The sequence below is a fragment of the Methylobacter luteus IMV-B-3098 genome, from assembly GCF_000427625.1.
In the GTDB taxonomy this organism is placed as follows: domain Bacteria; phylum Pseudomonadota; class Gammaproteobacteria; order Methylococcales; family Methylomonadaceae; genus Methylobacter; species Methylobacter luteus.
Genome location: NZ_KE386569.1, coordinates 661,702 through 684,548 on the forward strand (window position 1 = coordinate 661,702; position 22,847 = coordinate 684,548).

General features: G+C 52.7%; 17 protein-coding genes. 6 read left to right on the top strand and 11 right to left on the bottom strand.

Annotated elements, in window-relative coordinates:
• Positions 1 to 90: 90 nt before the first annotated feature.
• Both clpS and clpA read left to right on the top strand, forming a co-directional pair.
• Positions 91 to 414, top strand: a complete 324-nt coding sequence (gene clpS / locus METLU_RS0104950) for an ATP-dependent Clp protease adapter ClpS (RefSeq protein WP_027157262.1) — start codon at positions 91 to 93, stop codon at positions 412 to 414.
• A gap of 16 nt (positions 415 to 430) precedes the next feature.
• Positions 431 to 2,701 (top strand): ATP-dependent Clp protease ATP-binding subunit ClpA, encoded by a 2,271-nt coding sequence (clpA, locus tag METLU_RS0104955; RefSeq protein WP_027157263.1) that lies wholly within the window; start codon positions 431 to 433, stop codon positions 2,699 to 2,701.
• A gap of 38 nt (positions 2,702 to 2,739) precedes the next feature.
• On the opposite strand, the gene infA is transcribed toward clpA, so the two are convergent.
• The 4 genes from infA to trxB all read right to left on the bottom strand — a co-directional run bounded on the left by infA (position 2,740) and on the right by trxB (position 5,467).
• The gene (infA, locus tag METLU_RS0104960) at positions 2,740 to 2,958 is read right to left on the bottom strand and encodes a translation initiation factor IF-1 (protein WP_020157601.1); all 219 of its coding nucleotides are present in this window, start codon (positions 2,956 to 2,958) and stop codon (positions 2,740 to 2,742) included.
• Between the two features lie 87 nt (positions 2,959 to 3,045).
• Entirely contained in the window at positions 3,046 to 3,753 is a 708-nt protein-coding gene (locus METLU_RS0104965; protein ID WP_027157264.1) for an arginyltransferase, read from the bottom strand.
• On the bottom strand, positions 3,750 to 4,445 hold the full coding sequence (aat, locus tag METLU_RS0104970; RefSeq protein ID WP_027157265.1) for a leucyl/phenylalanyl-tRNA--protein transferase: 696 nt from the start codon (positions 4,443 to 4,445) through the stop codon (positions 3,750 to 3,752). Before aat ends, METLU_RS0104965 begins: the two co-directional genes overlap by 4 nt.
• Positions 4,446 to 4,513: 68 nt before the next feature.
• Positions 4,514 to 5,467, bottom strand: coding sequence for a thioredoxin-disulfide reductase (gene trxB / locus METLU_RS0104975; protein WP_027157266.1), 954 nt, complete (start codon positions 5,465 to 5,467; stop codon positions 4,514 to 4,516).
• 192 nt (positions 5,468 to 5,659) lie between these two features.
• On the opposite strand from trxB, the gene METLU_RS0104980 reads away from it, so the two are divergent.
• Positions 5,660 to 8,032 (top strand): DNA translocase FtsK, encoded by a 2,373-nt coding sequence (locus METLU_RS0104980; protein WP_027157267.1) that lies wholly within the window; start codon positions 5,660 to 5,662, stop codon positions 8,030 to 8,032.
• A complete protein-coding gene (locus METLU_RS0104985; RefSeq protein ID WP_231383549.1) occupies positions 8,032 to 8,238 on the top strand; it encodes a hypothetical protein in 207 nt (68 codons plus the stop codon). The genes METLU_RS0104980 and METLU_RS0104985 overlap by 1 nt, the downstream gene beginning before the upstream one ends.
• A gap of 323 nt (positions 8,239 to 8,561) precedes the next feature.
• Here METLU_RS0104985 and ppdK read toward each other — a convergent pair whose 3' ends face one another.
• Both ppdK and METLU_RS0104995 read right to left on the bottom strand, forming a co-directional pair.
• Positions 8,562 to 11,324, bottom strand: a complete 2,763-nt coding sequence (ppdK, locus tag METLU_RS0104990) for a pyruvate, phosphate dikinase (RefSeq protein ID WP_027157269.1) — start codon at positions 11,322 to 11,324, stop codon at positions 8,562 to 8,564.
• A gap of 33 nt (positions 11,325 to 11,357) precedes the next feature.
• Positions 11,358 to 12,302 carry a histone deacetylase family protein gene (locus METLU_RS0104995; RefSeq protein WP_027157270.1) on the bottom strand — a complete coding sequence of 315 codons (945 nt, stop codon included), beginning with the start codon at positions 12,300 to 12,302 and terminating at the stop codon, positions 11,358 to 11,360.
• Between the two features lie 75 nt (positions 12,303 to 12,377).
• Between METLU_RS0104995 and acnB the strand changes: the two genes are divergently transcribed.
• Positions 12,378 to 14,948, top strand: a complete 2,571-nt coding sequence (acnB, locus tag METLU_RS0105000) for a bifunctional aconitate hydratase 2/2-methylisocitrate dehydratase (protein WP_027157271.1) — start codon at positions 12,378 to 12,380, stop codon at positions 14,946 to 14,948.
• A 135-nt stretch (positions 14,949 to 15,083) separates the two neighbouring features.
• On the opposite strand, the gene METLU_RS0105005 is transcribed toward acnB, so the two are convergent.
• The 5 genes from METLU_RS0105005 to METLU_RS0105025 all read right to left on the bottom strand — a co-directional run bounded on the left by METLU_RS0105005 (position 15,084) and on the right by METLU_RS0105025 (position 22,146).
• Positions 15,084 to 15,950: a M28 family peptidase gene (locus METLU_RS0105005; protein ID WP_036242856.1), complete on the bottom strand. Its 867-nt coding sequence runs from the start codon at positions 15,948 to 15,950 to the stop codon at positions 15,084 to 15,086.
• A gap of 61 nt (positions 15,951 to 16,011) precedes the next feature.
• Entirely contained in the window at positions 16,012 to 16,395 is a 384-nt protein-coding gene (locus tag METLU_RS0105010; RefSeq protein WP_027157273.1) for a GFA family protein, read from the bottom strand.
• 12 nt (positions 16,396 to 16,407) lie between these two features.
• Positions 16,408 to 19,704 carry an efflux RND transporter permease subunit gene (locus METLU_RS0105015; RefSeq protein ID WP_027157274.1) on the bottom strand — a complete coding sequence of 1,099 codons (3,297 nt, stop codon included), beginning with the start codon at positions 19,702 to 19,704 and terminating at the stop codon, positions 16,408 to 16,410.
• Positions 19,701 to 20,795, bottom strand: a complete 1,095-nt coding sequence (locus METLU_RS0105020; protein ID WP_027157275.1) for an efflux RND transporter periplasmic adaptor subunit — start codon at positions 20,793 to 20,795, stop codon at positions 19,701 to 19,703. The genes METLU_RS0105015 and METLU_RS0105020 overlap by 4 nt, the downstream gene beginning before the upstream one ends.
• Before the next feature lie 10 nt (positions 20,796 to 20,805).
• Positions 20,806 to 22,146, bottom strand: a complete 1,341-nt coding sequence (locus METLU_RS0105025) for a TolC family protein (RefSeq protein WP_027157276.1) — start codon at positions 22,144 to 22,146, stop codon at positions 20,806 to 20,808.
• Between the two features lie 138 nt (positions 22,147 to 22,284).
• Between METLU_RS0105025 and METLU_RS0105030 the strand changes: the two genes are divergently transcribed.
• Positions 22,285 to 22,842 (top strand): TlpA family protein disulfide reductase, encoded by a 558-nt coding sequence (locus METLU_RS0105030; RefSeq protein WP_036242858.1) that lies wholly within the window; start codon positions 22,285 to 22,287, stop codon positions 22,840 to 22,842.
• Positions 22,843 to 22,847: the final 5 nt, after the last annotated feature.

The following is a 22,847-nucleotide window of genomic DNA, read 5'->3' on the forward strand; positions in this document are numbered from 1 at the left end:
AGTGGCTGTATTTTATTATGCTTAGGGTTGAAATTTACTGATATTGGCACTATGGTAGGCTCTTAAAATACTTAATGTTATTTGGTTTATATGTCTGATTTTGATCCATCTAAAGATAATGATGACGGTTTGGTTGTCCAAGAAGCCAAGCCTAAATTAAAACGACCACCTTTATACAAAGTCATCTTGTTAAACGATGATTTTACACCGATGGACTTTGTAATTGAGATTCTAATGGACTTTTTTGCTATGTCTGAAGAAAAAGCGACGCAGGTGATGTTGCAGGTGCATACGCAAGGTGTGGGTGTATGTGGTACGTATTCCAAAGATGTTGCTGAAACCAAGGTTTATATAGTCAACGAATATTCACGAGAGCATCATCATCCATTATTGTGTTCAATGGAAGAAGCATAGGTTGGAGAGATAAATTATGTTAAGCAAAGAACTTGAAATTACATTGAATCATGCTTTTAAAAATGCGCATGACAAGCGACATGAATTTATCACGGTTGAGCATTTGCTGCTGGTACTGCTCGATAATGCTTCTGCAGAGCCGATTCTAAGAGCGTGTGGATGCGATATTAAGTTGCTGCGCGCCCAATTGACTCAATTCATTGATGAAACTATGTCATTGATTCCGGAAGGCGTGCAACGGGAAACTCAGCCTACGTTAGGTTTTCAACGAGTCCTTCAGCGCGCTGTTTTTCATGTGCAGGCATCAGACAAGAAAGAGGTTTCCGGAGCCAATTTATTCGTAGCCTTGTTTAGCGAACAGGATTCCCATGCGGTTTATCTGTTGAACAAGCAGGATATATCCCGTCTGGATGTGGTTAATTATCTGGCGCATGGCATTTCAAAAGTAGAGCAGGAGAAAGAGTCTTCTGACGAACGGGCATCAGAAGTTGGCAGTTCAGACCCTGATGCTTCAGGCAGTCCATTGGATAAATATGCGGTCAATCTCAATGAAGAGGCGCTGCAGGGACGGATAGATCCATTGATCGGACGACAGCTAGAGGTCGAAAGGACCATTCAGATACTCTGCCGTCGCCGTAAAAATAATCCTTTATTGGTAGGCGAAGCGGGCGTTGGTAAAACGGCCATCGCGGAAGGTCTGGCGAAAAGAATTGTCGAGGAGGATGTGCCCGAAATTCTGCTGAATAGTACCATTTATGCCTTGGATTTGGGGGCTCTGGTTGCCGGTACCAAATACAGAGGGGATTTTGAGAAACGTCTTAAGGCCCTGGTCAGTCAGTTGAAGAAGGAGCCTGATTCGATTCTGTTCATTGATGAGATTCATACCATTATCGGGGCGGGATCTGCTTCGGGCGGCGTCATGGATGCTTCCAATCTGATTAAGCCAGTGCTGGCTTCCGGCCAGTTGCGCTGTATCGGCTCTACCACCTATCAAGAGTATCGCGGTATTTTTGAGAAAGATCATGCGTTGGCGCGCAGATTCCAGAAAGTCGATATCGCCGAGCCCTCCGTTGAGGATACTATCCTCATTCTAAAGGGGCTCAAATCCCGCTTTGAGGACCATCACGACGTAAAATATTCCGCTGAAGCCTTGCGTCTGGCTGCGGAATTATCGGACCGCTATATCACGGACCGGCATTTGCCCGACAAAGCCATCGATGTCATTGATGAAGCGGGCGCAAGGCAGCGTATGATGCCTGAGGCTAATCGCAAAGAAGTTATTGATGCTGCTGAAATCGAAGAGATTGTTTCAAAGATAGCCAGAGTTCCCGCAAAATCCGTTTCTTCCAATGATATAGATAAGCTGGCGAATTTGGAGAAAAACCTGAAAATGCTGGTTTTCGGCCAGGATGAGGCGATTTCGGCATTAGCTTCGGCGATAAAATTATCGCGTGCGGGCTTGCGTGAATCGCAAAAAACGATCGGCGCATTCCTGTTTGCAGGACCTACGGGTGTAGGTAAAACCGAAGTGACGCGGCAACTGGCGAAAGTACTGGGCGTCGAACTGATCCGTTTTGACATGTCCGAATACATGGAGCGGCATACGGTTTCGAGATTGATTGGTGCGCCTCCCGGTTATGTGGGCTTCGATCAGGGAGGGTTGCTGACCGAGCAAGTGACCAAGCATCCACATGCCGTATTGTTACTTGATGAATTGGAAAAAGCCCATCCGGATGTGTTCAATCTGTTGCTGCAAGTCATGGATCATGGTTCATTGACCGATAATAACGGACGTAAGGCCGATTTTCGGAATATCATTCTGGTCATGACCACGAATGCCGGAGCGGAAGAAGGCAGTCGTGCCTCCATTGGCTTTACCCAGCAGGATCATGCCACCGACAGCATGAAAGTTATCGAAAAAGGTTTCTCGCCTGAGTTCCGTAACCGTCTGGACGCCATTATCCAGTTTAAACCGCTGGATATTTCAATTGTCGGGCATGTGGTCGATAAGTTCATCTTTGAACTCGAGGCTTTGCTTGCAGAGAAGCATGTAGCGCTGACATTGGAACCCGATGCCCGATTGTGGCTGGCTGAAAATGGCTGCGACCCCAAAATGGGAGCAAGACCTATGGCGCGGTTGATTCAGGAAAAAATCAAGAAGCCTCTTGCTAATGATTTGCTATTCGGCAAGTTGGCGCATGGCGGTGATGTGCGGATTTATGTGGAAAATAATGATCTCGCCTTCGCTATAGAAAGCAGAGAGCTAAGTGTGCCGGAAAACAGCTAATCGATCAGGAAGCATGCGCTGTCCCATGAACAATGGGATTAGCGCATGCGGAATGTGATGCGGCCCTTGGTTAAATCGTAGGGCGTCATTTCAACTTTAACTTTATCCCCAGTAAGAATACGGATGTAATGTTTACGCATTTTTCCGGAGATATGCGCTGTCACAATGTGACCGTTTTCCAGTTCAACGCGGAACATGGTATTCGGAAGAGTGTCAATCACCTTGCCTTCCATTTCAATTTGGTCTTCTTTTGCCATTTGTTTTGATCCAGGTAATATAAAACCGCCAATGATAGCATAAGCTTGTTTTTAACAACAAACGTGTGTATCGAAAGAGGGGTTTGTTTAAAGGGTTAATTCAGTCCAACAATTATCAATAAATAACTGTAAAGGTTGATATTCACTCTTATAAGACATTTTTTTACAGTTTTTTATCCAGAAGCCCAGGTATAAATATTCCAGTTGTTGTCGTATTGCCTGTTCAATTTGCCATAGTACGGCATAAACGCCGAGACTGTAGCTGGAAAGTTCAGGATCAAAAAACGTATAAACAGCGGATAAGGCATTATCAAGGTAATCAACTACCGCTATGCCCGCCAATTCGTTATTGATCGAAAATTCCACAAAACGGGTATCGCACCACGAACTGCCCAGGAAAGCGAGATACTCATCGGGACTGGAATGTGCCATGGAGCCATCACCGTGTCTCATTTTCTGATAACGCATATACATATCGTAATGCTGTCGTTCAAAAACAGGCGGTTTAACGATGACTCGCGTTTGGCTGTTCTTTTTCAGGCAGCGCTTCTGGTTTCTGTTGGCCTTGAATTCATTGACTGCCAGCCTCGCCGGAATACAGGCGGAACACTGAAGACATTTGGGAACATAGACGTGATTACCACTGCGACGAAATCCCTGTTCTATCAGTTGTGAATAGACAGGCGTAGTCAATTGAAATGTCGGATGCACGAATGCGGACTGTGCCTGTTCACCATCCAGGTAACTACAATCGTATTCCTGAGTCAGAAATAGCGGGATAGAAATCGTTGTCATTGATGTTTCCAGGCAGATTTATTGGCGGAAATATCGCAATATTGATTAAGCAACTCTACAAAATAGGTTCGGTCAATTTCTTGGGCGCCCAGGCTTTCTAAGTGACTGGTATGCACTTGACAGTCTATTAGCTGGTAATCCCATGATTTAAGTTGTTCGACCAGACTGACAAAGGCTACTTTGGAGGCATTAGTCATGGTATGAAACATGGATTCGCCAAAAAAAACCCGGCCCAGAGCAACACCATATAATCCGCCGACCAGTATGCCATCGCACCAAGCTTCTACAGAATGGGCAAAGCCAAGTCGGTACAACTCATTATAAGCTTCGGTTATTTCATCAGTTATCCAGGTGCCCGAACTGTTTTTTCGGAGCGAAGCGCAGGCATTGATGACTTTATCAAACGCCTGATCGAAGGTTATTGAAAAATTGTTTTTTCGCAGGGTCTTGCGCAAACTGCGGGAAACAATCAGTTTGTCCGGAAATAAGACCAATCGGGGATCGGGTGACCACCAGAGTATGGGGTCTTCAGGATTATACCAGGGAAAGATTCCGTTTCGATAAGCTTTGAGCAATCGCGTTTTTGACAGGCAGCCGCCTACCGCAAGTAAACCGTCGGGTTCTCGTAGCGCTTTGCTTAATGGCGGGAAATCTTCATCCGGATCATTCGGATCTAGAATTGTCAGTTGCATAATGCAGACAAAAGATACAAGGCGGAAAATCATTTTCTACCTTGCGTCTTTGTATTTCTGCCTATCTCCTATGCTAATTCATCCAGGAATTTTTCTGCATCGAGAGCGGCCATGCAGCCTGCTCCAGCTGAAGTGACTGCTTGTTTATAAACGGAATCCATGATATCACCGGCAGCAAATACGCCTTCGACACTTGTTGCCGTGGCATTGCCATGAATGCCGCTTTTCACTTTAATGTAGCCATTTTCCATATCAAGCTGGCCTTCAAAAATGCTCGAGTTGGGCGTGTGGCCGATTGCAATAAAAACGCCGTGTACGTCCAGTTCCTTGGTTGAACCGTCGTGGGTATTTTTGATTCTGATGCCTGTAACCCCCATATCATCACCCAAAACTTCATCCAGCGTATGATTCCATTCGATGGTTACATTGCCGTTTTCCGCTTTTTCAAGCAACTTGCTGGACAGGATTTTTTCGGAACGGAACTTGTCGCGGCGATGAACAATAGTGACTTTTGAGGCGATATTCGATAAATACAATGCCTCTTCAACAGCGGTATTGCCGCCGCCAATGACCGCTACTGGTTTGTTTCTATAGAAAAAACCGTCGCAAGTCGCGCAGGCCGAAACACCTTTGCCTTTAAAAGCTTCTTCCGATTCCAATCCTAGATAACGTGCTGAGGCGCCGGTAGCAATAATTAGCGCATCACAGGTATAACTGCTGGCATCACCGGTCAATTTAAAAGGGCGGGCTGATAAATCGGCTGTATGGATATGGTCGAAAATAATCTCGGTATCGAATCGTTCCGCATGTTTACGCATTCTTTCCATCAGATCCGGACCTTGCAAACCTTCAACATCGCCGGGCCAGTTATCAACCTCTGTGGTAGTGGTTAATTGACCACCTTGTTGCATGCCAGTGATGATAACCGGATTCAGGTTGGCGCGCGCGGCGTAGACGGCAGCCGTGTATCCGGCAGGGCCGGAACCAAGAATCAAAAGACGGCAGTGTTTGACGTCACTCATCAAAAATCCTCCAAAGGGCAAAATAGACAAATCTTTAAGAATTATGAAGGCGAAATACTGTTTCGTAAACTTTATTCTCTAATGTTTCGAAGGAAATGCGCAGGCGCTTAGTGGGTATACTTCTAATGTAAAATATGTGATCATTCGCCTATAATTATGTTTTATTAGAAATATTATCTGACGAGTTATTACATGGCTGCTGTGATGGAAGAAAAAACTTTTCGGGGTTTGCGCGAGGTCGCCTTACTGGGGTTTTCAGCTGGCGCATTATTCTTTCTAATTTCGCTGATCACTTTTAGCAATGAGGATGCCGGCTGGTCGCATAGCGGCGCGGCACAAACAGTCACTAACGCATGCGGCGTCGTCGGGGCCTGGCTTTCTGATTTTGCTCTCAGTATTTTTGGTTTAACCGCCTATCTGTTTCCGGCCATGATCTCCTGGTATGGTTATCTGATATACAGACAGGGCACGTCAACAGGCAGCAAAGTCATTGCGGCACTGCGCTGGTCAGGACTTCTGGCCACCATTGTTTCGGGAGCGGCTTTATTTTATTTGCATCTGTTAAGAGTCAGGATTGAATTGCCGGGCAGCACAGGAGGCATTTTAGGCCAGGAGACCGGGGATGCTTTGCTGATTGTATTTGGTAATTCAGGTACGACTTTATTCCTATTAGTCGTATTATTGGCTGGCGTTACGCTGTTCACTGGGCTGTCCTGGATAACGTTGCTTGATATGATCGGTAAATCCACAGTCATACTCTGCCGTTTTCTAGGGCTTAAAATCATGAGTCTCTGGCAGATGAGCCCGCTCAATCGGATTGAAATATCAGTGAAACCTTCCTCTCGGGTTCAGGCGCCTGAGTTTCCCGCTGAGAAATCTGAGGTTAAGAAAAAGCCCAAGATGAAAATGTTGCCTGCGATCGAAGCAGTGCCCGTTATTGAAAAGACTGTGGGAAAAGCTGTACCTATTCTTGAAAAGGCGGAAATAGCCATCTTTGAAAAGGTTGAAAAAACAAGCAAAGTAAAAAAACAGCAGCCTACCGATTTTTCTATTGCTGGCGAAGGTGTATTGCCACCTTTAACGCTATTGGATGAGCGTGATACGCGCGTTAAGGGTTACTCCGACAGCGACCTGGAGGAAATGTCAAGACTGGTCGAGAATATTCTTGAGGACTTTAATGTCGTCGTGGAAGTCGTCGGCGTGCTGCCAGGTCCCGTTATTACGCGGTTTGAATTGCAGCCGGCTGCCGGCGTTAAAGTCAGCCGCATCAGCGGTCTGTCCAAGGATCTGGCGCGGGCTTTGTCAGTGACCAGTGTGCGCATTGTCGAAGTGATTCCGGGCAAATCGGTTATCGGCCTTGAAATTCCGAATCGCGAACGCGAAATGGTGACCTTGCGCGAACTGCTGGCCTCAAAGAATTTTGAAAAATCGAAATCCCTGCTGACGTTGGCTATGGGTAAGGATATTTCAGGTGCACCTGTCGTCGCCGATCTCGGCAAAATGCCCCATGCCCTGGTGGCCGGTACGACAGGCTCGGGAAAATCGGTCGCGATCAACACCATGATTCTCAGCCTGCTCTATAAAGCGACACCGGCGCAGGTGCGCATGATCATGATCGATCCCAAAATGCTGGAATTGTCAGTGTATGAAGGCATTCCCCATTTACTGACGCCCGTCGTGACCGACATGAAAGAGGCCAGCAACGCCTTGCGCTGGGCCGTTGCCGAAATGGAGCGGCGCTACAAGTTGATGTCCAAGATGGGCGTCAGGAACCTGGCCGGCTTCAACCAGCTGATTGAAGACGCCGAGGCTCGGGGAGAGACCATCAGAGACCCGATGTTCCAACTGGTCAGAGAACTCGAAGAAGGGGAGGAGTTTCCGATATTAACAACGTTGCCGAGCATCGTCATCGTCATCGACGAATTGGCCGACATGATGATGATTGTCGGCAAGAAGGTCGAAGAACTGATCGCGCGTCTGGCCCAGAAAGCCAGGGCCGCCGGCATCCATTTGATTCTGGCGACCCAGCGCCCGTCGGTTGACGTGCTGACCGGCCTGATTAAGGCCAACGTGCCGACGCGAATTTCATTTCAGGTTTCATCAAGGATCGATTCGCGCACGATTCTCGACCAGGGCGGGGCCGAAGCTCTGTTGGGTAATGGCGACATGCTGTTTTTGCCATCCGGCACCAGTATTCCGATTCGGGCTCATGGTGCGTTTGTCGATGACCATGAAGTTCATCGGGTCGTCGAATTTTTGAAGAAAACGGCTCCCGCCAATTACCTGGATGAAATCACGCGCGAATCGTCCGATTCCAGTGATGGCTTCAGCATGGGTGGCGGTGGTGGCGGTGGCGGCGCGGAGACTGATCCGCTGTATGATGAGGCTGTGCAGTTTGTCACCGAATCGCGCAAGGCCTCGATTTCCAGTGTGCAGCGGCGCTTCAAGGTCGGCTATAACCGCGCCGCCACCATGATCGAGGATATGGAAGCGGCCGGCGTTGTCAGTCCGGCCGAGTCCAATGGCTCAAGAGTCGTACTGGCGCCGCCTCCGGTCAAGGATTGATGATGAATCTTGCCATCATCGGTGTCGCCATGGTGACTATTGCCGTCATTGGCGGCGTTCTTTTTGTCAAACGGCACACCGAACAATCGCAAACACAAGTAAAGATGGTGCTTTTCGGGCTTTACTTCTGGGGGCTCATTTTTGTGCAAATAATTATTTTGGCATTGGCCAATGCCCTGAATCAGAAATTTCATTTTTTCCAATGAATGTGAGGCGACTTCGCTTAAAACGCCTAATTTTGGCAGTCGCCTTAATGCGATTGATTTGAATTATAAAACCCCGAACGACTTGGACAGATATTTGCTCCTCGGCAACTGCTCCTGCGTTGCTCTACTACACGCCATCCATGGCGTTATGCAATATCTGCATTCACTCCATCCATGCAGTTCATGCAGGAGGTAGGTGCCCTATCGAATAAGCCCCATGTGTGGCGAATCCAGAGAAATGACGAGACATCTCCTGCCTTTTTAAAGTCTTCGTGAACTTCGTGTTCTTCGAGGTTAAAAAAACTCAAAATAACAATGGCTGATCAATCGCACGACTCCTCACTTTCCCTGTAGTCAGTCTCCAGCAGTTTTGCATGCGCGGCGGCGAGCCTTGCGACTGGTATGCGCGGTGCCGAGCAGGAGACATAATCCAGTTCGATATAGTGGCAAAAACGGATGGACTGGGGATGCCCGGCCTGTTCACCACAGATGCCGATTTTGATATTGGACCGGGTTTTGCGGCCCAGTTCCGCGGTCATCTTCATTAACTGGCCGACGCCTTTGACATCCAGCACTTCAAACGGGTTATCCTCAAGCAGCCCGACTTCGTTATACAGTGGCAGGAACTTGTTTTCGGCATCCTCTCGCGAGAAGGAGAAGGTCGCCTGCGTCAAGTCATTGGTGCCGAACGAAAAGAACTCGGCGACTTCCGCCAGTTGCCCGGCACGCGTACAGGCGCGCACCGTCTCGATCATGGTGCCGAATTTGAAATTCAGTTTGAGACCATAGCCGGCTTCAATTTCCTGCTGTATGGCGATGACATACTCTCTGACTCGTCTCAGCTCCTGTGCGGTAATGACTTGCGGGACCATGATCTCCGGAGCGATGCTAAGCCCTTGCTGAATGCAGAGGGCGGCGGCTTCGAGGATGGAACGGATCTGCATCTGGTAAATTTCAGGATAAGACATGCCCAGGCGCACGCCGCGATGGCCAAGCATCGGATTGACTTCGTACAAATCGCGGACTTTTTTCAGCATCAACTGCTTTTTGGCGATGGTTTTGCGAATGGCATCCTTGCCAAGAAGATTGAACGGTGCCGGCAGTTCATCATGTTCGCCCAGCATCTCCAATGTGACACGCTGACCTTTGGCAATAATTTCATACTGCTGGAGCGCCTGTATTTCGTCCTTTAACTGTTGCTCATTAGGCAGAAATTCATGCATGGGCGGATCGAGCAGGCGTACCGTGACCGGGAGAGGCGCCATAACCGTAAACAGCTGCACAAAGTCCTCCCGTTGTATCGGGAACAGTTTTTTCAATGCGGCTTCGCGGCTTTTTTGATTATCGGCCAGTATCATATCGATAACCAGCGGCAAGCGGTCCTTGGCATTGAACATCCGTTCCGTGCGGCATAACCCGATGCCGGCGGCGCCGTAATCGATGGCCAGGCGCGCGCCGGCCGGCGTATCGACATTGGCATATACCTTCAATTCCGCGTAGTGATCGGCCCAGGATAATAAGGTTTGGAGATCACCGGAAAAAGACGGCGTGATAGTTGGGATCTCGCCCAGATAAATCAAGCCGGAGCCACCATCAATGGTGATGATGTCGCCTTCCTGTATGTGGACATTGCCGACCATGGCCTGGCGTGACCTGACATCGATCTTGATATCCTCGGCGCCGGCTACGCAGGCTTTGCCCATGCCGCGCGCGACCACCGCGGCGTGAGAAGTTTTGCCGCCCCGGCTGGTCAGTATGCCCTGGGCGGCAAAAAAGCCGTGGATGTCCTCAGGTCTAGTTTCCTCGCGCAGCAGGATGACTTTTTCGCCGGCACGACCCATCATTTCGGCAATATTCGCATCAAATACACATTTGCCGCAGGCAGCGCCCGGCGATGCCGGCAGTCCCTGTGTCAGCGCGGGTATCTTGTTGTTCGGGTCCAGTTGCGGATGCAGCAATTGCTCCAGCAATTCCGGATCAATGCGCAATAGCGCCCGTTCCTTGTCGATCAGTCCTTCATTGGTCATTTCGACCGAGGTTCTGACCATGGCGGCGGCATTCATTTTGCCATTGCGGGTTTGCAGGCAGTAAAGCACGCCACGCTCTATCGTGTACTCATAGTCCTGAACTTCGCGGTAATGGCTTTCGAGTTTGTCGCGCAGTTCAACCAGCTGCCGATACATATCCGGCATTTCCGTGGCCAGTTCCTGAACCGGCTTGGGCGTGCGGATGCCGGCGACGACATCCTCACCCTGGGCATTGACCAGATACTCGCCGTACATTTCATTGGCGCCGGTGCCCGGATTGCGCGTAAAGCCGACGCCGGTCGCGCAATCATTGCCCATGTTGCCGAACACCATCGCCACGATATTCACGGCCGTGCCATTTGCCATTGCCGGCGTGATGCGGAATTCGCGCCGGTAATCGACCGCGCGTTTGCCCATCCAGGAATTGAATACGGCTTTAATGGACAGTTCCAGCTGTTCATACACGTCTTCGGGAAACGGCCGGCCGGTCTCATCGCGCACCACCTGTAAAAACAGTTCGCAGATTTGTTTCAGGTGGCCGGCGTCCAGATCTGTATCGGCCTTGATGCCGGCCTGTTTCTTGATATTGTCGAAATGCACATCGAACTTTTCATCGGCTATACCCAACGCAACTTTGCCGAACAGCTGAATAAAGCGTCGATAGGCATCAAAGCCGAAACGCGGATCTTGCGTTTCTTCTATTAGCGCTTCCAATGTGGTTTGGTTCAAACCCAGATTCAGGATCGTATCCATCATGCCCGGCATGGACATCGCCGACCCGGAGCGTACCGAAATCAGCAATGGTCTGACCGGCGCGCCGAATTTCTTGCCTGTCGCCTGTTCAACTACACGCGTCTGCAGCTTGACTTCATCCATTAAGCCAGGAGGCAGTTGCTGATTTTTCAGGTAATCCAGGCAGGCTTCCGTCGTGATGACGAATCCTGGGGGCACATTCAGGCCGATCTGGGTCATCTCGCAAAGATTGGCGCCTTTGCCGCCTAACAACACCTTATTTTTACCGTCGCCTTCGTGAAAAGAATAAATGTATCGAGTTGTCATGCCTGCTCCCTGAAAAACAGTGAAAATGAGTAGTTATTTGCCGGCTTGCACCTCGGATGCCAGCAGCGTCTTGACGTGAACAGCGACACTGGCAGCCAGAGCGTTCAGGTTGTAGCCGCCTTCCAGTATTGAAATCATCCTGCCTCCGCAATAGATGCCTGCAATCTCCATCAGTTCCTGGGTAAGCCATCGATAATCGTCTTCGACGAGCCTGATCGATGACAGAGGATCGTCCCTGTGCGCATCAAAACCCGCTGAAACCAGCAGCAGTTCCGGTTTGAAGGCTCTTAGCGCCGGCAGAATTATCCGGCTGTATTTTTGCCTGAACTCCAGGCCTGACTCGCCGGCGGCCAGCGGCACGTTAATGATATTGCCGACGCCGGTTTCACTCGGATAGCCCGTGCCGGGATAATGCGGTACTTCATGGCTGGAGGCATAAAGCACGGCGGGCTGCTCATAAAAAGCCGTCTGCGTGCCGTTGCCGTGATGGACGTCAAAGTCCACGATAGCGATGCGTTTGAGTTGATGATGCGTGCGGGCGTATTCGGCCGCGATGGCAATATTATTGAACAGGCAAAAGCCCATGGCCCGTTCGGATTCGGCATGATGGCCGGGCGGGCGCACCGCGCAAAATGCATTGTCGGCTTCATCGGCCAGGATCCTGTCGACCGCATCGCAGACAGTGCCCACAGCCCGCAAGGCGGCTTTGCCAGAGCCGGGCGAAAGTACCGTATCGGAATCCAGATAACGCAATCCATGCAGGGGCACGGCATTCAAAATGGCATCGATATGAGCTTGCGTATGGATCAGCCTGATTTGCTGCTCGGTGCCGGGCGGCGGCGACGCCCTGATCAAACCCGAAAACTCGGGAGCGGCCAGGGCCTTGGCTATGCTCCTGAGCCGGTCGGCGCTTTCCGGATGATCTATGCCCGTGTCGTGAAGCAGGAAATCGGCATGGCTGTAATAAAGTGTCTTCACGACGCCTCGCTTTCAAGAATCTGTTAAAATGACCTTCTTTTCTACCGATTTTCTGATTTATTTACAAGGAGCATCATGCTAGATCAATACCGCAAACATGTTGAAGAACGCGCAGCTGAAGGAATAGTTCCGAAACCGTTGAATGCAGAGCAGGTTGCCGGTTTGGTTGAGCTGATCAAACAGCCGCCGGCAGGCGAAGAGGCGTTTCTGCTCGATTTGCTGGCCAATCGCGTGCCGCCCGGTGTTGATGAAGCTGCTTACGTCAAGGCCGGTTTTCTGGCCGCTATCGCCAAAGGCGAAGTGATCTCACCGATACTCGATGCCGCCAGGGCCACCGAACTGCTGGGTACGATGCTGGGCGGCTACAATATCGCGCCGCTGATCGAATTGCTCGATAACAAGGCCCTGGCGCCGATTGCCGCCAAGGCGCTTTCGCATACCTTGCTGATATTCGACGCCTTCCATGACGTGCAGGAAAAAGCCGAAGCCGGCAATGAATTCGCCCAACAGGTGCTCAAATCATGGGCCGAGGCCGAATGGTTTACCAGCAAGCCCGAGGTGCCTGAAAAACTGACCGTGACAGTATTCAAAGTCACCGGTGAAACCAATACCGACGACCTGTCGCCGGCGCCTGATGCCTGGTCGCGGCCCGATATTCCGCTGCACGCCAAAGCCATGCTGAAAATGCCCCGGGAGGGCATCTCCAATGCCGAGCAGCAGATCGAAGAACTCAAGCAGAAAGGCTTTCCGGTCGCCTATGTGGGCGATGTGGTCGGCACCGGCTCATCGCGTAAATCGGCCACCAACTCCGTGTTATGGTTTACCGGCAACGACATTCCGTATGTGCCGAACAAACGCGCCGGCGGCGTCTGCATCGGCGGCAAGATCGCACCGATTTTCTTCAACACGATGGAAGACTCAGGCGCCTTGCCGTTCGAGTGCGACGTATCGAACATGCACATGGGCGATGTGATCGACATTTATCCTTATCAGGGCGTGGTCAAACGCCACGACAGCGATGAAATCATCGCCGAATTCTCGCTCAAGACCGATGTGTTGCTCGATGAAGTTCGCGCCGGAGGCCGTATCCCGCTGATTATCGGCCGCGGCCTGACCGACAGGGCGCGCAAGGTGCTGGGCTTGACGGCATCGACCGTATTCCGCCGTCCGGGCAGTCCGGCGGACACCGGCAAAGGCTTTACCCTGGCGCAGAAGATTGTCGGCAAAGCCTGCGGCATGGCCGGCGTGCGGCCCAACACCTATTGCGAGCCGCACATGACCACTGTCGGCTCCCAGGACACGACCGGCCCCATGACGCGCGATGAGCTGAAAGACTTGGCCTGTCTGGGCTTCTCGGCTGATCTGGTGATGCAGTCGTTCTGCCATACCGCCGCCTATCCGAAACCGGTTGACGTGGAAATGCAGCATACCTTGCCCGATTTCATCATGAACCGCGGCGGCGTATCCTTGCGTCCTGGCGACGGCATCATCCATTCCTGGCTGAACCGCATGCTGCTGCCTGACACCGTCGGCACCGGCGGTGATTCGCACACGCGTTTTCCGATCGGCATTTCGTTCCCGGCCGGCTCCGGCCTGGTCGCTTTCGCGGCGGCTACCGGCGTCATGCCGCTGGATATGCCAGAATCCGTGCTGGTGCGCTTCAAAGGCGAAATGCAGCCCGGCATCACCTTGCGCGATCTGGTCAACGCCATTCCGTACACGGCGATTCAGCGCGGTCTGCTGACGGTCGAGAAAAAAGGCAAGAAGAACGTGTTCTCGGGCCGCATTCTGGAAATCGAAGGCTTGCCGGATCTGAAAGTCGAGCAGGCGTTTGAGTTATCAGACGCTTCGGCCGAACGCTCGGCCGGCGGCTGTACGATACGTCTCAACGAAGCGCCGATCCGTGAATACATCAATTCCAACATCACGCTGCTGAAATGGATGCTGACCGAAGGGTACGGCGATGCGCGCACGATCGAGCGCCGCATCAAGGCCATGCAGGAATGGCTGGACAATCCGGTATTGCTGGAGCCCGATGCCGATGCCGAATACTTCGAAGTCATCGAAATCGACCTGAATGAAATCAAGGAGCCGCTCCTGGCCTGCCCGAATGATCCCGATGACATCAGACCGTTGTCGGAAGTCGCCGGCACCAAGATCGACGAAGTCTTTTTGGGTTCCTGCATGACCAACATTGGCCATTTCCGCGCCGCCGGCAAACTGCTCGATAAGCATGCCGGGCAGCTGCCGACCCAGCTTTGGGTGTCGCCGCCGACGAAAATGGACCAGTCTCAGCTGACCGAAGAAGGCTATTACGGCATTTTCGGCAAATCCGGCGCGCGCATGGAAATGCCGGGCTGCTCGTTGTGCATGGGCAACCAGGCCAGGGTCGCGGACGGCGCGACCGTAGTATCGACCTCCACGCGCAACTTCCCTAACCGTCTGGGCAATAACGCGAACGTCTATCTGGCCTCGGCGGAATTGGCGGCCGTATGCTCGATCCTGGGCAGAATTCCAACAGTTGAGGAATATATGCAGTTTGCGCGTCAGATCGATGAAACGGCGGCAGATACCTACCGCTATCTGAACTTCGACCGGATCAAGGCTTATCGGGAAAAGGCCGAAGCCGTAGAGACAGATAAGTAGCAGATCTTGCGTAGGGTACGCATCGCATACCTTTTCAGAGTCAACAAACTTTGAAAAGGTATGCGATGCGTACCTACAGAGTTTAACAGCAGCAAAACGTCCCGAGTCGAATTAATTCGACCCTACAGCTTGTTATTAACCCGTCAACGAAGCCAACATCAAAAACAAGCCCTGCGTCATTCTGGCAAACGGCTCATAATCGAGCTGATCGGGCGTATCATCGGGCATATGGTAATGGGGATACCGGTAAAGCGCCGTATCGGTCACCATAAACGCCTTATAACCGTGCCGCCAGAACGACGAGTGATCGCTCCAGGCGACACCCGGCACTATGTCCGGCGCCGCAATCGTCTCCAGCGGAAAATCGGTCGATGCGCAAAAGGCTTGGGCGCTTTCAAGCATGGCGCTTCGGGATCTCAGGTTGGACACAAAGGCAATGAAGTTGCCCGTATCGGGATAGAAGTACTTAAGCATGGGCGGGTAGGTCTGGCTGCCTGGATTGTCCTTGTAGCAGGCGATGGTTTCCAGCGCGATCATAAAGCGGATCGGCTCGCGGCGCCGCTTTGCGGCTTTTGCATACACCATGCTGCCCATGTCGTCACCGTAGAAAAAAGGCGGTTCTTCATTGACAAAAGCCACGAAACGAAGGCCGATATTGGGCTTCGCCTCGCTGAACAGGCGCGACAGCTCCAACAATGCCGCGATGCCGCTGCCATTGTCGTTGGCGCCGGGGCTACCGATGACCGAATCATAATGAGCGCCCACCAGAATGTATTCGCGGCTGCGGTTCTTGCCTTCAAGGGTGACTTCAAGATTGGTCCGCTCGACTCCTCGATCCAGGTAAACAAGCGGCCGGACCTCATAGCCCTGGTTGCGCCATTCCCCGGCAATATACTGTGCAGCCGCGTCCAATGCTTGCGGATGAAATATGTTGCGTTGCCCAATTTCACCAGCAAGCTTATAAACATGCGTTCGTAACCGTTCTTCGGAAATCTCGGCCATGCTTTTATGGACAGCGGCAGTGGCGGTCAGTTTAACTATTTTCTATTGTCGTTAGCATTTGTCAGGTTTCCTGGCTCTTATGAGTCAGTTTATGCGCATGATTTTCCCAGTTTTGACCGTCGAATTGCTCTATGGTTATCGAACGGGGCTTCGTATCCAGGCAGCGGACATTGATATCGTAACCGTCAGGGTTTGAGCGTGGAATATAAAACGGCTTTATGCCGCATATTTTACAGAACGTATGTCTGGCCACGCCGGTATTGAAGGTGTAGGTGGCGATATTGTCTTCCGGGCTGAATAACCGGAATTTCGATTTCGGCACGATCAAATGCAGGAAGCCCGACTTGGCGCAAATCGAGCAATTGCATTCTTCCACCTGTAAATCATCCGGCGCTTCCACTTCGAACCGAATCCCGCCGCAATGGCAGCTGCCTTGGTATTTCATAACCGATCCTTTTTACAGTTCCGTTTCAATATCCAATTCTTTGGGCTTGTTTCGCTTGATCAGGAAATAAACCACCGGAATTACGACCAGCGAGAACAACGTGGAAGCCACGATGCCGAATATAAAGCTCCAGGCCAGCCCCGAAAATATCGGGTCCAGCACGATGATCGCGGAACCGAATACGGCCGCGGCGGCGGTCAGGAAGATCGGCGTCAGCCTTATGGCGCCGGCTTCTATCAGGGCTTCGGTCAACGTCGTTTCGGCGTCGCGGTTGTAGGTGCGCTCGATGAAGTCGATCAGGATGATCGAGTTTCTGACCACGATGCCGGCCAGCGCAATCATGCCGATCATGGCCGTGGCCGTGAAATAGATCGGCGTTGGGTAGCCCGCTACCGGTTCCGTGAACAGGTTCAGCAGCCAGAAGCCGGGCATGATGCCGATGATGGTCAACGGGATCGCGATCATCATGACCAGTGGTATACCCAGCGATCCGGTCTGGCCGACCAGCAACACGTAAATCATGACCATGGCCGCGGCAAAGGCTAGGCCCAGATCTCGGAAGACGTCGACGGTGATTTTCCATTCGCCTTCGCCAGCCATGTCCGCTGAGTAACCGTCAGGCAAAGGATTCTCGTCGAAATAATCGAACATATCCAGTATCGCTTCAACAGGGCTGCGGCCGGCCATTTCCGCCGTCACGTACGACAGGCGATGCAGGTTTTTATGGTAGATGGTCGGATCGCCTGATTCGACGGTCATCTTGCCGATTTCACCTAGAGGCACCAAATGGCCCTGGGCCGATTTAACGCGCAGCGACAAAAGATCGGGTACGGTTGAACGAATGCCCCGGGGCAGCTGCAGATAGATTTCCAGCTGCTTGCGTTCGGTCATGATATGCACGGAACCCGCCGCCGAACCTTGCATTGCCAGTTGCAGGGTTTCTGCAACCTGTGCTGCCGTGATGCCGTTTAGGGCCGCTTTTTCGCGGTTCAGGCGGAAGTGTATTTTTTCATGCTCGGCATCGACCATGTCGTCGACATCAACCACGCCTTCGGTTTTGGCCAAGGCCGCTTTGATGCGGTTGGAGACGGTAATGATGTCCTTGTAGCTTGCTTCAGGCGGACCGTAAACTTCCGCAACCACGGTCGACAGCACGGGCGGGCCGGGCGGCAGCTCGACTATTTTAAGCTTGGCGCCGTACTCTTTGCCGATGCGTTCGACTTCAGGCCGTATGCGCAGGGCGATATCATGCGATTGCTGTGCGCGGTGCTCCTTGTCGATCAGGTTGATGCGAACTTCGCCGACGTAACTCCCCTGGCGCAGGTAGTAATGCCGGACCATGCCGTTGAAATCCATCGGCGAGGCCAGACCGATATAGGATTCATAATCGGTCACTTCATTAACGGTGGACAGGTAGCGGCCTAAAGCCCGTGCGACCTCGTCGGTTTGCTCCAGTGTCGCGCCCCTGGGCATGTCGATGACCAGTTGCAGTTCGTTTTTATTGTCGAACGGCAATAGCTTGAGCGGCACGGCACGCGTGGCGGCCAGCAGGGCAGAAGCGATGAAAGCAAGGATGATGACGCCGATAAACAGCCAGGCGCGCCGTGGCGAAACCAGCAGCGGCGCCAGAATGGCGTTGTAGATGCGATAACCGGCGCTTTTCTTCAGTTCGAACGGTTCGCCATGGCCTTTGCCGTAATCGCCTTTCAGCAGACGGTAGCTGGCCCATGGCGTCACGGTGAAGGCAATGATCAAGGACATCAGCATCGCGATTGGCACGTTGAAGGCCATCGGCGCCATATAAGGGCCCATCATGCCGGTGATGTAAAACATCGGAATGAAAGACAGGATAACGGCAAAGGTCGCGAGAATGGTCGGCGGCCGGACTTCATCCACGGCCGTAAGCAGCGCGCGCAACGGTGGCTCCTTGCGCATCTTATAATGGCGGTGGATGTTCTCGACGTCGACGATCGGGTCGTCGACCAGCAAGCCCAGCGACAGAATCAGCGCGAACAGCGTGACGCGGTTGATGGTATAGCCGAAGATCAGATCCAGCAGCAGCGTGACGGCGAACGTCATCGGCACGGCGATGGAAACGATGAACGATTCTTTCAGGCCCAGGCTTAGCGCCAGCAGCACGATGATGGTCAGGATCGCGATGCCCAGGTGCTTGACCAGTTCGTTGACCTTATGGTCGGCCGTTTCGCCGTAGTCGCGCGTAATGGTCACGAGAACATCGTCGGGAATCAGGGTGCCGCGTAATTCTTCCGTGGCTTTAATGACGTCCTCGGCGACACTGACGGCATTGCTGCCTTTGCGCTTGGCGATGGCGATCGTCACCATCTGTCTTTCTTCGCCGGCCTGAGGCAGATCGCCTACCGCCTGTCCGACCGTGTGCATGTGCTCGGAGGCGGGGCCGAAACCGATGCGCGTGTAATACTGCGTATCGGCAGGGCCGTCCTCGACGCGCGCGACGTCGCGCAGATAGACGATCCGGCCATTGATGCTTTTAATGACCGTCGCAGCCACTTCTTCAGGCGTTCGATAGAAAGGGCCGGCTTCCAGCAGGATTTCGCGGTTGTTATGCTCGAAGGCGCCGGCCTGCACGTTGATGTTGGCCTGCGTCAGCGCCTGTTTGATTTCCAGCAGCGTGGTGTTGCGCGAGGCCAGTTTACCCGGATCGGGATAGACGGAAATGCGCCGCTCGGCCGCGCCGACGACCCAGCTTTTGCCGACGTTTTCCACCGTGCGCAACCGCTCGATCACTTCATCGGCAATGCGCCGCAGGCTCATGGAATCATATAGCAGGTTTTGCGGCGACAGGGTCAGCATCACGACCGGCACGTCGTCGATTTCAACGGGCTTGACGACCCAGCCGGCCACGCCGGCCGGTATGATGTCCAGGTTGGCCAGCAGTTTATCGCGTGTTTTGATCAGGCTGTTTTCGCGGTCCTCACCGACCAGATAACGGACCGTGATCACGGCCTCGCCGGGCCTGGACATCGAATACACATATTCCACGCCGTCGATCTGCCGCAGCAGGACTTCCACCGGCGTCGTGACCAGCTTTTCGACTTCCTCGCTGCTGGCGCCGGGGTATTGCACAAACACGTCCATGACCGGCACGATGATCTGCGGATCTTCTTCGCGCGGCGTCAATATCAATGCGGCCGCACCGGCCAGCAGGGAGATGATCAGAAACAGCAGCGACAGTTGCGAGGTCGTAAACAGTCTGACGATACTGACCGTGAAGCTGTCTTTTTTTACAGGGTCGGCCGGTTGGGCCGTCTTGGGTTGATGCTCGCTCATTCTGGTGAACCGCTGTTGATCAGTATGGTTTCTCCGTCGCGCAGGCCCGACAGGACTTCGACTTCATCACCGTATTGCTTGCCGGTGCGGATATGGCGCGTATAAACATGATCGTCTTTAACGATGGTGACCGCTTCGAGCTGGCCGTAGTGCAGCACGGCGGATACCGGTATCAGGATGGCTTGATGCTCATCGGAACAGTTGAGCATCAGCCAAGCCAAGAGGCCCGGTTGCAGACCTTCGGTCTTCGGCAGCGCGGCCTTGACCAGTTGGGTGCGCGTTTCTATATCGATTTGGGGCGTAATCTCATCGATTTTGGCTTTTAAAACCTTATCCAGTGCGTCGACACGCACATCGACTGCCATGCCGGTACGGACGCGGCTGGCGCAGAAATTCGGAATCGCGACTTCCAGGCGCAAATCTTCGGGTTTTTGCAGGACCACGATAGGCTCGCCGGCCAATCCCATGTCGCCCGGCTCTTTCAGGCGCTGGGAAATGATGCCGTCGAAAGGCGCGCGCAGGCTGTTCTCTCCTAACGAGACGCGCAACTGCTCGACGGCGTTGGCCGCCTGCTTGACATTGGCCTGCGCGGCTCTGGAGCGGGCAATGACGGCGTCATAATTCTCGCGCGTGGCGGCCTGTTTTTCATAGAGGACTCTGATTCTCTTCTCATCGGCAATGGCCTGGGCAGCCTGTGCTCTGGCCGCAGCCAGTCGCGCATGAGCCTCATTCAGGCTGGCTGTCGCTTCGCGCTCGTCCAGCCTGGCGAGTACCTGACCTTTTTTGACACTGTCGCCGGCATTGACTTCGATGCTGATGATGCGCGTCGTGTATTTTGGTGCAATCCTGGCGACCGTGCGCGAACGGATCGTGCCGGGCCAGAACTGAACGTCATCGGTTTTTCTCTGGCCGACAACGAGCGTCCGGGCATTGGGCGGAACAGGTTTTGCCGCAATATCCTGAGTGCCCGGCTCTACTTTATCACCCGCGCCAATAAGGCCCAGTGCGTAAAGAATGACCAGGAAAAGCGCTATGATGGCGGCGGCCGGGATAAGCCATTTATGTTTCATGGCCGGGTTGTGGTCTGTCATAGAGATTCCTTTATTTCCAATTACCTAACGCTTTATTGAGTTCGGCCTCCGCCTGCAGGGCATCGTAACGGGCGGCGATGACGCGCGAGTTGGCCCTGTCGCGCGCGACTTCGCTTTCAATATAGCGCGTGACGGTGACGACGTCGGCCTGGCGCTGCTCGCTGACGAGGCGGAAGGCTTCTTCGGCGGATGCGACCGAAACGGTTGTTACGTTGACCCGATCCAATGCTTCCTGAAGCTTTAGGTAGGCGGTTTTTACGTCATTCTCGATATCAAGCTGTATTTTCCGGGCGATTTTTTGCGCTTCCGCAAGTTGTCTTTCGGCTTTTTTCACGTTCTCGCTGGTGCGGAAACCGGAGAAGACGTCCAGTTCGACCTGGACGCCGGCCGTGACATTGTCGCGACTGGTCGAGTAATCGAGATTCTTGCTGTCGGAACCGTAGCTGACATAGGCATCGGCTCTGGGCAGGTGAGCGCCTTTGGCGGAGCTGAGTTTGCGCTCGGCAATTTCAATCTGTTTTTGGGCGGCTTCCGATTCGGGGCGTTGCGCGATAGCTTGAGCTAGCAGGGTTTCAAAAGTCTTGTCGAGTTGCGGCGGCTGCCAGGCCGAAGTCTCGGCGATACCGAATGGATCACTGGCATTGATGCCCATCAGGGTTTTAAGTCCGCTTTGAGCCAGTTCTATGGCATTGGCGGCCTGGATTTCGGCATCCTGGGCTTCGGCCAATTGCACTTCCAGTGATAACACATCGGATTTAAGTACGGTTCCGGCGTCAAAGCGAGTGCGGCTTTGCTCCAGCTCGCTTTTTACTGCGTCAATGGAGCGCTGGGCTACTTTATGCGCTTCTCTGGCGGCCAGCACACCGTAAAAGGCCGAGGTGACCGATTGGATCAGCTGGTTGCGCGTCGCCGATTCCTGGAGTGCGGCCGCGTCCACGCCCAGCTCGGCGGCTAGTTTGTTTTGATAATCCTGGCCGCCGTTAAAGAGTGAATAGGTGGCGATTACTTCGGGGCGATAATTGTCGACACCGCCCGGATGGTTGAAGTCGGTGCCGCTGAAATCCAGCCGTCGCTGCGCGATAATCATGCTGAACGCGCGGGCAGGGTTGTCGGAATGTTCATAGGACAGCCGCGTTTTGACTTGCGGATAAAAACTGGCCAGCGCTTCTCCCACCTGGGCTTCGGCCTGCGCAATGCGCTCATGCATGACCTGCAGGCTCGGGTTGTTGTCCAGCGCGTAATTGACGGCCTGTTCGAGTGTATAGTGGGTGCTGTTTTCGGCGTCTGCCGTGGCGGAAAAGCCTATGCTGCTTAATAATAAGACGGTAGCGCATTTTGATAGATCAAACATAGTGTGTGCCGTTTTTTTGTTGTTATTTGCGGTCGGAAAAATCAGCCTGGATATGATTTAGTATATTAGAATTTATTAATATAGTCTATCAACTCTGCTCTCCCTTGTCTTAAATTATCAAACTGTAGTCATAACATTATGATTGAATTCGCTAAAAAAGATAAATTGTCTCTAAAATCGTGCATAGGCATTGCCGCGGTGCTGTCAGGTTATATAAGTTTTTCCATGCCTGTTACCGCCGCACAGGCCGAAAATGCCAAGCCGGTAAACAAAGCCTGGGCTCTACCGGCCTTAATCCTGAATGACCTCAATGGAAAAGAGCATAATCTGTATGAGTGGCGCGGCAAAGTCATCATGCTGAACTTTTGGGCAACCTGGTGCGGGCCCTGCCAGATTGAAATTCCGTACTTTATGAAATACCAGCAGCACTATGCAGGGCAGGGGCTGCAGATTATTGGCATCGGTCTCGATGAGACGCAAAAATTACGCAACTATGCCCGTACCCTGGGTATTAATTATCCAATCTTACGCACCGGCCCCGAGCAGCACTATGCGTTGCTGAATCAATGGGGCGACCCGTCGGCTGTTCTGCCCTTTACCGTTATCATTGATCGTGAAGGCCGGCTGGTCTTCAGGCAAATCGGCGTATTCAATGACGAGGCGTTCGAGACGATCGTAAAACCGCTGCTTGAATAATCGGG

Coding starts and splice junctions, on each gene's coding strand:
- clpS (WP_027157262.1), top strand. CDS start 91: ATGTCTGATTTTGATCCATCTAAAGATAATGATGACGGTTTGGTTGTC.
- clpA (WP_027157263.1), top strand. CDS start 431: ATGTTAAGCAAAGAACTTGAAATTACATTGAATCATGCTTTTAAAAAT.
- infA (WP_020157601.1), bottom strand. CDS start 2,958: ATGGCAAAAGAAGACCAAATTGAAATGGAAGGCAAGGTGATTGACACT.
- METLU_RS0104965 (WP_027157264.1), bottom strand. CDS start 3,753: ATGACAACGATTTCTATCCCGCTATTTCTGACTCAGGAATACGATTGT.
- aat (WP_027157265.1), bottom strand. CDS start 4,445: ATGCAACTGACAATTCTAGATCCGAATGATCCGGATGAAGATTTCCCG.
- trxB (WP_027157266.1), bottom strand. CDS start 5,467: ATGAGTGACGTCAAACACTGCCGTCTTTTGATTCTTGGTTCCGGCCCT.
- METLU_RS0104980 (WP_027157267.1), top strand. CDS start 5,660: ATGGCTGCTGTGATGGAAGAAAAAACTTTTCGGGGTTTGCGCGAGGTC.
- METLU_RS0104985 (WP_231383549.1), top strand. CDS start 8,032: ATGATGAATCTTGCCATCATCGGTGTCGCCATGGTGACTATTGCCGTC.
- ppdK (WP_027157269.1), bottom strand. CDS start 11,324: ATGACAACTCGATACATTTATTCTTTTCACGAAGGCGACGGTAAAAAT.
- acnB (WP_027157271.1), top strand. CDS start 12,378: ATGCTAGATCAATACCGCAAACATGTTGAAGAACGCGCAGCTGAAGGA.
- METLU_RS0105005 (WP_036242856.1), bottom strand. CDS start 15,950: ATGGCCGAGATTTCCGAAGAACGGTTACGAACGCATGTTTATAAGCTT.
- METLU_RS0105010 (WP_027157273.1), bottom strand. CDS start 16,395: ATGAAATACCAAGGCAGCTGCCATTGCGGCGGGATTCGGTTCGAAGTG.
- METLU_RS0105015 (WP_027157274.1), bottom strand. CDS start 19,704: ATGAGCGAGCATCAACCCAAGACGGCCCAACCGGCCGACCCTGTAAAA.
- METLU_RS0105020 (WP_027157275.1), bottom strand. CDS start 20,795: ATGACAGACCACAACCCGGCCATGAAACATAAATGGCTTATCCCGGCC.
- METLU_RS0105025 (WP_027157276.1), bottom strand. CDS start 22,146: ATGTTTGATCTATCAAAATGCGCTACCGTCTTATTATTAAGCAGCATA.
- METLU_RS0105030 (WP_036242858.1), top strand. CDS start 22,285: ATGATTGAATTCGCTAAAAAAGATAAATTGTCTCTAAAATCGTGCATA.